14 protein-coding genes are annotated in these 8935 nt (G+C 70.8%); 5 read left to right on the forward strand and 9 right to left on the reverse strand.

All coding sequences use genetic code 11. The features are described 5' to 3' along the window. Positions 1-10: 10 nt before the first annotated feature. The 3 genes from ACSNN8_RS19275 to ACSNN8_RS19285 all read right to left on the reverse strand — a co-directional run bounded on the left by ACSNN8_RS19275 (position 11) and on the right by ACSNN8_RS19285 (position 1988). On the reverse strand, positions 11-931 hold the full coding sequence (locus ACSNN8_RS19275) for an NlpC/P60 family protein (RefSeq protein ID WP_436650593.1): 921 nt from the start codon (positions 929-931) through the stop codon (positions 11-13). 327 nt (positions 932-1258) lie between these two features. Further along, positions 1259-1579, reverse strand: coding sequence for a DUF3817 domain-containing protein (locus ACSNN8_RS19280; protein WP_436650594.1), 321 nt, complete (start codon positions 1577-1579; stop codon positions 1259-1261). 4 nt (positions 1580-1583) lie between these two features. Beyond that, the gene (locus ACSNN8_RS19285) at positions 1584-1988 is read right to left on the reverse strand and encodes a hypothetical protein (RefSeq protein ID WP_436650595.1); all 405 of its coding nucleotides are present in this window, start codon (positions 1986-1988) and stop codon (positions 1584-1586) included. Between the two features lie 112 nt (positions 1989-2100). On the opposite strand from ACSNN8_RS19285, the gene ACSNN8_RS19290 reads away from it, so the two are divergent. Beyond that, the gene (locus tag ACSNN8_RS19290) at positions 2101-2343 is read left to right on the forward strand and encodes a DUF6158 family protein (protein WP_436650596.1); all 243 of its coding nucleotides are present in this window, start codon (positions 2101-2103) and stop codon (positions 2341-2343) included. Between the two features lie 11 nt (positions 2344-2354). Beyond that, a complete protein-coding gene (locus tag ACSNN8_RS19295; protein ID WP_436650597.1) occupies positions 2355-2873 on the forward strand; it encodes a DUF1360 domain-containing protein in 519 nt (172 codons plus the stop codon). A 62-nt stretch (positions 2874-2935) separates the two neighbouring features. Here the strand turns inward: ACSNN8_RS19295 and ACSNN8_RS19300 are convergent, their stop codons facing one another. Both ACSNN8_RS19300 and ACSNN8_RS19305 read right to left on the reverse strand, forming a co-directional pair. Beyond that, entirely contained in the window at positions 2936-3091 is a 156-nt protein-coding gene (locus ACSNN8_RS19300) for a hypothetical protein (protein ID WP_436650598.1), read from the reverse strand. Positions 3092-3148: 57 nt separating this feature from the next. Further along, complete coding sequence (locus ACSNN8_RS19305; protein WP_436650599.1) at positions 3149-3349, reverse strand: hypothetical protein; 201 nt, start codon at positions 3347-3349, stop codon at positions 3149-3151. Positions 3350-3657: 308 nt separating this feature from the next. Between ACSNN8_RS19305 and ACSNN8_RS19310 the strand changes: the two genes are divergently transcribed. Then, positions 3658-3861 (forward strand): hypothetical protein, encoded by a 204-nt coding sequence (locus tag ACSNN8_RS19310; RefSeq protein WP_436650600.1) that lies wholly within the window; start codon positions 3658-3660, stop codon positions 3859-3861. Between the two features lie 102 nt (positions 3862-3963). Then, positions 3964-4713 (forward strand): ANTAR domain-containing protein, encoded by a 750-nt coding sequence (locus ACSNN8_RS19315; protein ID WP_436650601.1) that lies wholly within the window; start codon positions 3964-3966, stop codon positions 4711-4713. 123 nt (positions 4714-4836) lie between these two features. Here ACSNN8_RS19315 and ACSNN8_RS19320 read toward each other — a convergent pair whose 3' ends face one another. From ACSNN8_RS19320 to ACSNN8_RS19335, 4 genes are all read right to left on the reverse strand, one after another. After that, positions 4837-6573, reverse strand: coding sequence for an MDR family MFS transporter (locus ACSNN8_RS19320; protein ID WP_436650602.1), 1737 nt, complete (start codon positions 6571-6573; stop codon positions 4837-4839). Next, a complete protein-coding gene (locus ACSNN8_RS19325) occupies positions 6570-7040 on the reverse strand; it encodes a MarR family winged helix-turn-helix transcriptional regulator (protein WP_436650603.1) in 471 nt (156 codons plus the stop codon). The genes ACSNN8_RS19320 and ACSNN8_RS19325 overlap by 4 nt, the downstream gene beginning before the upstream one ends. A 64-nt stretch (positions 7041-7104) precedes the next feature. Next, positions 7105-7701: a class I SAM-dependent methyltransferase gene (locus ACSNN8_RS19330; protein WP_436650604.1), complete on the reverse strand. Its 597-nt coding sequence runs from the start codon at positions 7699-7701 to the stop codon at positions 7105-7107. Positions 7702-7761: 60 nt separating this feature from the next. Continuing rightward, a complete protein-coding gene (locus tag ACSNN8_RS19335; protein ID WP_436650605.1) occupies positions 7762-7884 on the reverse strand; it encodes a hypothetical protein in 123 nt (40 codons plus the stop codon). 241 nt (positions 7885-8125) lie between these two features. Here ACSNN8_RS19335 and ACSNN8_RS19340 point away from each other — a divergent pair, with 241 nt between their 5' ends. After that, positions 8126-8782 carry a response regulator gene (locus ACSNN8_RS19340; protein WP_436650606.1) on the forward strand — a complete coding sequence of 219 codons (657 nt, stop codon included), beginning with the start codon at positions 8126-8128 and terminating at the stop codon, positions 8780-8782. Positions 8783-8935: the final 153 nt, after the last annotated feature.

An 8935-nucleotide genomic window follows, 5' to 3' on the forward strand; every position in this document is an offset into this window, starting at 1 on the left:
GCGGGTGCGGTCAGGTGACCCGGCCGAACCCGTACGGCGTCATGATGTTGATCGTTCGCTTCTTGACCACGGTGCCGGAGTGCGGCGCGTCGATGATCTGCCCGTCGCCGACGTAGATGGCCACGTGCCCGAGACTTCGGTAGAACACCAGGTCGCCCGGCTGCAGCTCGTCGCGGTCGATGTGGGTGACCTCGTTCCACTGTGACTTGGTCTGGTGGGTCAGCGACTTGCCGGCCGCCGCCCACGCCGCCGAGGTCAGGCCCGAGCAGTCGAAGCTGTCCGGCCCGTCCGCGCCGAACAGGTAGGGCTTGCCGAGCTGGTTGTACGCGAACGAGACCGCGACGCCCGCCTTGCCGGAGATCTGCGGGATGGGGCCGTCGTACTTGCTGCCGGACTCCTGCGCCTGTCCGAAGGCGGCCTCGCGCATCTTGTAGAGCTTCTTGAGGTCCTTCTGGATCGCGGCCTTGCGCGCCGCGATGGCGTTGAGCTGGGCGGTCTGCTTGGTCTGCGTCGCCTTGAGGGCGGCCTGCCGCTCGCCGAAGTTCTGCGTGGCCTCGGTGTAGGTGTCGATGTCCCGCTGGTTGGACCGGGTGATCATGTCCAGATAGCTCATCCGGTCCATGAGGCTGTCCTGCCCGCCGGTCAGCAGCGCGCTCACCGGCCCGACCCGGCCCGCCTTGTAGGACGTCGCGGCCAGCGTGCCCACCTGGGCGCTCGCGGCCTTCAGCGCGGCCTCGGCGGGCTTCAGCGACGCCTGCAGCTTCACCGCGTCCGTCTGGGTCTTCTTCAGGTTGACGCGCATCTGGTTGTACTGCTCGGTGACGTCCTCGAGCTTGTTCGACGCCGCCTCGATCTGCTTCTTGAGCTCACCGGCCGACGGAGCCGCTTGCGCGGGCGTCGTCAGCAGCGAACCCGTGATCGCGGCGGCCATCGCCGCGACGACGAGGACACGGAGCCTCGTACGGGGGTGTGGCACCGGTCAGTGGCCTTTCTTCCGCTCGGCCGCCGACCGGGTTCGGCTGTCGCGCTGCTGCGCGTTCGCCCCCCGGGGAACGTGGGCCCCGGTCCATCGAGTCGGCGGCGTTGGCCGGCGCCACCGGAGGGGGAGTGGCTGCGGACCGAACCAACCGGACCAACCTATCGGCGGGAACATCAAATGCAAGGGGTCACAGAGTGATTTAAGACAATGGACCGCTATGCGTGAATGATCCCGATAACCGTTAGTGATTCGACCGGAGCGATGCGTCGAACCGGGCCCTCAAACGGGACTTTTCGCCAACTCCGCGGCCGGCACCCATTCGCGGGTCACCTTGCGCTCGGCCCAGAACGACAGGAAGGGAATGGTGCCCGAGAGCATCACCAGGATCATCCGGCCGAACGGCCAGCGCGCGCGGCGGGACAGATCGAAGGTGGCCACCAGGTAGACCATGAACAGGAAGCCGTGCGCCGGGCCGACCGCCGCCACCACGGTGGGGTTGTCGGCGAGGTACTTCAGCGGCATGCCCACCACGACGAGCGCGAGCAGGCAGACGCCCACGATCCACGCGATGATCCGGTATCGGGTCAGGGCACCCTGCACGTTGCTACTCCCTTGTCCGCCGATAGTCGCTCGGGCGCGCGCCGGGATGGGCGTTGAGCCAGGCGAGGTAGTCGTTGTAGGCCTGGAGCTCGGGGTCGTCCGCGTCCTCGGTGGGGCGGACGGCCACGCGGACCGGCCGGCCGACCGTAACAGCCGAACCTGGGAGCCTCTCCTCCCGCGGCTCCTCGGGCTCGTTCGAGGCCTTCTTGCGGGCGAGCTGCACCTCGCGCCACCACAGGAAGACGACGAAGCCCGCGAAGACGGGCCACTCGAACATGTAGCCCCAGCTGATCGAGTTGCCGCCCTGGGCGCGGCTGAACTGCCACCAGCCCAGCCCCAGACAGCCGCAGGCCAGGACCAGTGCCAGGACGTGCCGGGCGATCCACGCCGGCGTCCACAGGCCCTTCATGCACAGAAGCGTACCGGCGTGGGTTTGGCCGTGGCCGCCTCGGGCATCCGTGCTGGCGATCGACCCACCCCTCGGTGGCCGCCCGTGAACCGATTTCGACCGGAGGTACACGATGACTGACGCCCGAGGTGACGCTCCGCTGATGGAGAACGGCATCGACCCCGCTTCGCTGAGCGACGAGGACCTGTACCGGGAACTCGGCAGCCTCTACCGCACCCGGCTGCACACGCTGCGGCACGGGCCCGACGCCGCGCTGAACAACCACTTCAAGCGCACCGCCGAGCTCGAGACGGAGTACATCACCCGCTATCCCGGCCGGGAGGTCGACCCGGACCGGCTCACCCAGGACTTCTAGGGGTTCCCTTGATGCAGCAGTTGCGCGACCGGATGTCGCGCGTGGGGCAGTCCTACGCCCCCCACGAACATCGCCCGCTCGGCGGCTACGTCGCGGCGATGGGCGCCTTCAGCGCGCTCGCCGCCTCGCTCGCCACCGCCGCCAAGGTGACCGGGAAGCCCGTGCCGGAGAGACCTGCCCTCGGCGACGTGGTGCTGCTGTCGCTCGCGACGCACAAGCTGAGCCGGCTGCTGGCGAAGGACGCCGTGACCAGCCCGCTGCGCGCGCCGTTCACCCGCTACACCGAGCCCGCCGGGGCCGCGGAACTGAATGAGGAGGTGCGCCACGACAGCACACTCAAGCACGGCATCGGCGAGCTGATCACCTGCCCGTTCTGCCTGGCGGTCTGGGTGGCCACCGGCCTGACCGGCGGCCTGGTGCTCGCTCCCCGCCTCACCCGCCTGGCGGCCGTCACCCTCACGGCGACGGCGGTCTCGGACTTCCTCCAGATGGGCTACGACGTGGCCAAGCACGCCGCCGAGGGCGACTGACCCCGCAACCGGCACGAAAACGCCCGCCTCGGCTTCGCCGGGCGGGCGTTTTGCTGGTGTCGTTACGGCGGTCCGTCGCGGTCGAGGCCGGACCAGCCGTCCGGGCTCTCGGGCTCGGCGTCACCGTCGCGGTCGGCGGTCACCTCGTCGTCCACCGCCGTGTCGCTGTGCTCGCCGGCGAAGTCCTCCTGCTCGTCCGGGTCGCCGATCGGCTCCATCCGGCCTCTCCCTTCCTCGGTGCTCCGGTGCTCCGGTGCTCTCTGCGGCCCTACCGGTCAGACCTCCAGCGCGCGCAGCGCCTCCGCGGCCTCGTCCTGGGCGTACTCGCCCTCCGGCAGCGCGTCGATGCGGGTCATGGCCAGGGCCGGCAGTTCGCTCGCGATGGCCCGCCGCTGCAGGTCGGCGCTGCTCAGCCGCTCCTGCCCGTCGTAGGCGTCGTCGAGGAAGGCGTCCAGCTCACGAATGTCGTCGGTCACGGCTCCGGGCTACCCGGCCCCGGCGGCGCCAAACTCTGTGGCGGGCGTCACATTGGCTAACGGAATCGCGGCTCGGGCCCGACCGTTGAGAACAGATGTCGGTGTGTCCAGTGTCCCCGGGCCTCACCCATTGCCTTCACGGAATACCGTCCGGCTGGAGCCGTGTTGAGCCACTCGCCGCGAGGCGACCTGCACACCGACATCGCGCCGCTCCCGGCCCAGCCGGGGGCGGCGCACCTGTTTCTCCTGGCCCCCGGTTCCCCCGGGTCCGGGGTTTCCCGGCAGCTACCGTGGGTAGTTGATCTCTCATGACTGAGAACCGGATCGGGCAGCGTGCCGCCGATCTGCTCCCCGAGGAGAGGGCGACCGGCAGCGCGGACCCGCAGGCGCAGGCCGAGGCGATCCTCGCGGAGTCGGACGAGCGCGAGGCGGACCTCGAGGCCGCGCCGGACTCGTTCCTGGAGCACCGGCGTTCCGACCAGACGGCCGAGCCCGGGGAAACCACCCGGTAGGGGCACTGAACTTACGTGATCGTCAATGGTCGTGGCAGGATGCCCCGCGTGCCTGTCCCATATCGCCGGGTTTCGTCCCCGGATCGCGGTCCCGCCCGGCTGGTGACCCGTCCGCGGCGTGCCCGCTCAGCGGCTCCCGCACCCGAGCTCACCGGCCGGCAGCCGGCCGAGCTCGCCGGCCCGCACGCGGTCGAGCTGGCCGGGCTGTTGACCGAGCTCACGACCCGCCTGTTGTCGGCCGACAACTTCGTCCAGGCGCTGGAACGGCTGGCAGCCTTCGCCGCCGGCGCGATCCCCGGGGCGGTCCGCGGCTCGATCGTGCTGATCGGCGAGGGCGGCCCGCTCACCCACGCGGGCCACGGCGCGGCCGGCGCCGCGGTGGACGAGATCCAGTACGCCGCCGGAACCACCGGCCCCGGCCTGGAGGCCGCCCGCACCCGAGCCATGGTCACCGTGCCCGACCTGGCCGCGGACGCCCGCTGGCCGGACCTGGCCGAGGCCGCGCGGGCCGAGGGCGTACGGGCCGTGGTCGCCGTGCCGCTCGACGTGCCGCGGGCCGACGTGGGGGCGCTCAGCCTCTACTTCGACGCGCCCGAGGGCCCCGGCGCCGACCACCTGCTCACCGCGATGGCGCTGGCCAACCAGGCCGAGATCCTGCTGGGCGAGCTGCGCCGCCGGGACGCCCTGAGCTCGGGCGCCACCGTCGACCGGGCGATCGGCGTCATCATCGCCCAGCGCGGCTGCGGCGTGCAGGAGGCCTACGACGTCCTCCGCGACACCGCGCAACGCCTCGGGCTCGACCGCCACGCCGTGGCCGACCGCCTCATAGCCGTGGCGGCCCGCAACGCGTGACTCCCGGGCGGGCCCTGTTCGGTTCGCTTCGTGCCGCCTCTCCAGCTCGGGCCGCCACCCTCGGGTGCAAGACAGAGGTGGCCGGTCGCGTGGGCGACCGGCCACCTGGACGAGCGCGTGCCGTCAGCTCGACTTGGGGGTGTCCGCCTTCGTCGCGGGGACGGCTTCGGCGTCGGCGACGGGGCCCGCGCCGACCTCGCCGGGCACGCCCATGCTGTTCTCGGCGGCGAGCGCGTCGTCGGCGCGCTGCTGCTGGGCGGAGCGCTGGCTGAGCGGGATCTCCGGCAGGAACAGCACCACGATCAGGCCGACGACCATGACGGCCAGCGCCAGCAGGAAGACGACCTGGATGCCGTCCGAGAAGCCGACCTTGAACGGGTGGGCGACCACGTCGGAGAGCCGGTTGAGGAACGACGTGTCGTTGAGCGCGTCGCCGCCGGTGGCCTGCTGCAGGGTCTGCGCCTGGGCCGGGTCGGCGGCGAGCGCCTGCTGGAACTCGGGCGTGCGCTGGGCGGACTGGAAGGCGTCGCTGATCTTGCCGGGCAGGACGTTGAAGAGCACCGAGAGGAAGACCGCGGTGCCGAGCGTGCCGCCCATTGACCGGAAGAACGTGACCGAGCTGGTGGCCACGCCGATCTCGCGCGGGGAGACCGCGTTCTGCACCGCGGTGATCATCGGCTGCATGTTGCCGCCGAGGCCGAGGCCCATGACGACCATGATCAGCATCGTGCGCCACAGCGGGGTGTCGGCGCCGATCGTGGCGAACAGGCCGAGCGAGACGACCATGAGCGTGCTGCCGATGATCGGGAAGATGCGGTAGCGGCCGGTGCGGGCGATCAACTGGCCCGAGATGATCGAGCCGGACATGATGCCGAACACGAACGGGATCATCTGCAGGCCGGCCGCCGTGGCGGAGGAGCCCTTCACGATCTGCAGGTACAGCGGGACGGTCATGAGGCCGCCGAACATGGCCATGCCGAGGATGGTGCTCGAGGCGGAGCCGACGCTGACCGTACGGTTGCGGAACAGGCGCAGCGGCAGCAGGGCCTCGTCGCCGTACGCCCGCTCGGCGAGCACGAAGGCGATCAGGCCGATCGCGCCGATCACGTAGCAGGCGATGGCACGGCCGGAGTCCCAGCCCCACGTGCGGCCCTGCTCGGCGACGGTCAGCAGGGGCACCAGGCCCACGATCAGGGCGACGGCGCCCGGCCAGTCGATGCGGTGGTCCACGCGCTGGTGCGGCAGGTGCAGCACGCGGGCGACGACGACCATGGCGGCGATGCCGATCGGGACGTTGAGGTAGAACACCCAGCGCCAGCCGTCGACCCACAGCAGCCGGTCGGCGCCGGCGAAGAAGCCGCCCAGGATCGGGCCGAGGACGCTCGCGGTGCCGAACACGGCCAGGAAGTAGCCCTGGTACTTGGCGCGCTCGCGGGGCGGCACGATGTCGCCGATGATGGCGAGCGCCAGCGACATCAGGCCGCCGGCGCCGATGCCCTGGATGGCGCGGAACGCGGCGAGCTCGTACATGTTCTGCGAGAGGCCGCAGAGGAACGAGCCGACCACGAAGATGCCGATGGCGAACAGGAAGAACGGACGCCGGCCGTAGAGGTCGGACAGCTTGCCGTACAGCGGCGTGGAGATCGTCGACGTGATCAGGAAGGCCGTGGTGGCCCAGGCCTGGATGTCGAAGCCGTGCAGGTCGTCGGCGATGGTCCGGGTGGCCGTGGCCATGATCGTCTGGTCGAGGGCGGCCAGGAACATGCCCATCATGAGGCCGGCCAGGATCGTGAGGATCTGGCGGTGGCTGAATTCCCCGGTCGCCTTGGCCGGCGGCGCGGTGGGACTGGAGTTGCTCACACGTTCTCCCGAGGTGTGGCGAGGTGAGCCTCGACCGAGCTGTTGAATTGTGCGAAGAGGCCGGCGAAGGCGGCGGCCCGGCCCTCGGGCCAGTCGCTCAGCACCTCGCCCAGCCAGTCCTGCCGTGCCTTTCCGAGCTTGCCCACCGCGACCAGACCGGCCTCGGTGATCGCGAGCCGGGAGGCGCGGCCGTCCTCCGGGTCGGCCTCGCGGCGGGCGAGCCCGGCCTTGACCAGCTGGGCCACCTGCCGGCTGACCGTCGACGGGTCCGCCTGCTTGATCTCGGCGAGATCGGTGGTGCGCAGCGGGCCCCGGTGATGCAACGGGAACAGCAGCATCAGCGCGGAGAACTCGGCACCGAGATCCCCGATGTTGAGCATGCCCTTGGCCCGCGCCATCAGCCGTGCGAACCGCACAAGTTCGTCGGCCAGCTGCGGGATGGCGTCCTGGGTGTCCGTTTCGTGCATCGCATCGCTTCGCTAGGCTGCAGGAGGTTGCATGTACCGTACAACTGATTGCGTGGTGAAAGCGTCACCGCATGCGCCAGACGCCTGTGACGAGCGTCTCGGCCTCCTCGAGGGCGGCGGGCACGGGCACGGCGTACTCGGCGACGCGGTCGAAGAGTCGTTCCGGGAAGTACCCGCGTCCGGGGTCGCCAACCAGCACGATTGTGTCTTTCCGGGCGGCCCGCAGCCGGGCGGTCATCTCGGTGGCGACCGTGGGGCTGTAGAAGACGTCGCCGGCCAGCAGGACGTCCGGTTTGCTCCCGGAAGCGTGAAGGACGACGTCGTTGGCGGCGGCGTTGCGAAGGGCGGCGGACACGGCGGCCGGGTCCAGGTCGCTGACGGTCACCTCGGTGGCGCCGGCGCGGGCCGCGGCGATGGCGGCGAGGCCGCTGCCGGTGGCGAGGTCGTGGACGCGCCGGCCGGCGACCTCGGCGGGATGGTCCAGCAGATAGCGGGCGAGCGCCTGGCCGCCCGCCCAGGCGAAGGCCCAGAACGGCGGCGGCTGGTCGCTGCGGAACTCGCCGCCGGCGGAGTCGAAGAGGCCGGTGGCGGGGTCGGCCAGGTACAGGGAGATCTCCGGCGTGAGCGGCGCCGGGCGCAGCGAGGTCGAAGGCTGGGGCACGCGGCGATTCTGCGCTGCCGGGGACGCCGCGGCGCGCTGATTCGCCCGGGCGCGACCGAGTCACATGGCCGACATGTCGTTTTCGGTGCTGTTCTCCTCTTCTCCCAGCAGTGCGGCAGGCTCCGAGATGGACAATTCGCCCCACAGCGCGAGCGAACCCCGGTCCTCGAGGCTCGGCGGCATCGAAAAACCGGATGTCGAACATGTTTCGGAACATCGCGGGTGAGAGAGTGGGAGCGGCAAGCCCCAATGCGAGGGGTGGGCTCCCCCGAAAGACCGGTTATCGCGGCCGCTCGGCCTCATCCGGTCATCGGGCGTACCGGCGGATCGGATCCGGGCCGGTGCACCACCCGCCTGTTGGTAGGGCAAAAATGAGAGCTGGTACTCCTTAGACTTCCACGGTCGGATCGGGGAAAGGTGGCGCATGACTAACGGCGATGCGATCAGCGTGCTCGTTGTCGACGGCCACCAGACATTCGCCGAGCTGCTCGGACATGCTCTGGCCGGCCAGCCCGACCTGCGGTACGTGGGACACGCGCTCACCGGCGCCGAGGCCCTGCGCCTCGCGGCCGAGCTGCGCCCCAACGTGATACTGCTCGACCCCGATTTGTCCGATGCGGACGGTATCGCCATCGCGGAACTGCTCCGCGTGCGCCAGCCCGACACCCGTGTCGTCATCCTCACCGCGAGTGACGAGTCGGCGCTCGTCGGGCGGGCCACCGCGGCGGGGGCGGCGGGCTTCCTGTCCAAGAACGGCGCGCTCGGCGACGTGCTGAACGCGTTGCGCACGGCCCACGGCGGCGGCATGACCGTCTCGACCGACATCCTCGCCCGGCTGCTGCGCAGCACCAGCCCGGTGGTCGGCCCCCGTGGCGGCGGCCTCACGGCGCGTGAGGACGAGGTGCTCCAGTTGATGGCCGCGGGGCTGGACGCGCGGGCCATCGCGCGGCGGCTCGGCATCAGCCTGCACACCTGCCGCGGATACGTGAAAGCCGTGCTGGCCAAGCTGGGCGCGCACAGCCAGCTGGAGGCGGTCGCGATCGCCACGCGGCGTGGCCTGGTGCGCCCCGGGCGCCCGTAGGGACGTAACTCCAAGTAGTTGGGCTCGGTACTCATCCGGGAAGACGTGAAATCCGTACCTGTTCGCGGGGATGGCGTGCAACGGCGCCGACAGGGGAAGGGTTTCGCGTGGACCGAACAGCAGCTGACCGAGCAGCGGCTGGTGGGGCACCGT

Origin of the sequence: Actinoplanes sp. URMC 104 (genome assembly GCF_051386375.1) — a bacterium.
Classification (GTDB): domain Bacteria; phylum Actinomycetota; class Actinomycetes; order Mycobacteriales; family Micromonosporaceae; genus Actinoplanes.

Bases quoted from the DNA above. Each gene is read 5' to 3' on its own strand.
- ACSNN8_RS19335 (WP_436650605.1), bottom strand. From the start codon at position 7,884: ATGCCGCCGAGCCTCGAGGACCGGGGTTCGCTCGCGCTGTGGGGCGAA.
- ACSNN8_RS19290 (WP_436650596.1), top strand. From the start codon at position 2,101: ATGACTGACGCCCGAGGTGACGCTCCGCTGATGGAGAACGGCATCGAC.
- ACSNN8_RS19295 (WP_436650597.1), top strand. From the start codon at position 2,355: ATGCAGCAGTTGCGCGACCGGATGTCGCGCGTGGGGCAGTCCTACGCC.
- ACSNN8_RS19310 (WP_436650600.1), top strand. From the start codon at position 3,658: ATGACTGAGAACCGGATCGGGCAGCGTGCCGCCGATCTGCTCCCCGAG.
- ACSNN8_RS19325 (WP_436650603.1), bottom strand. From the start codon at position 7,040: ATGCACGAAACGGACACCCAGGACGCCATCCCGCAGCTGGCCGACGAA.
- ACSNN8_RS19300 (WP_436650598.1), bottom strand. From the start codon at position 3,091: ATGGAGCCGATCGGCGACCCGGACGAGCAGGAGGACTTCGCCGGCGAG.
- ACSNN8_RS19340 (WP_436650606.1), top strand. From the start codon at position 8,126: ATGACTAACGGCGATGCGATCAGCGTGCTCGTTGTCGACGGCCACCAG.
- ACSNN8_RS19275 (WP_436650593.1), bottom strand. From the start codon at position 931: ATGGCCGCCGCGATCACGGGTTCGCTGCTGACGACGCCCGCGCAAGCG.
- ACSNN8_RS19285 (WP_436650595.1), bottom strand. From the start codon at position 1,988: ATGAAGGGCCTGTGGACGCCGGCGTGGATCGCCCGGCACGTCCTGGCA.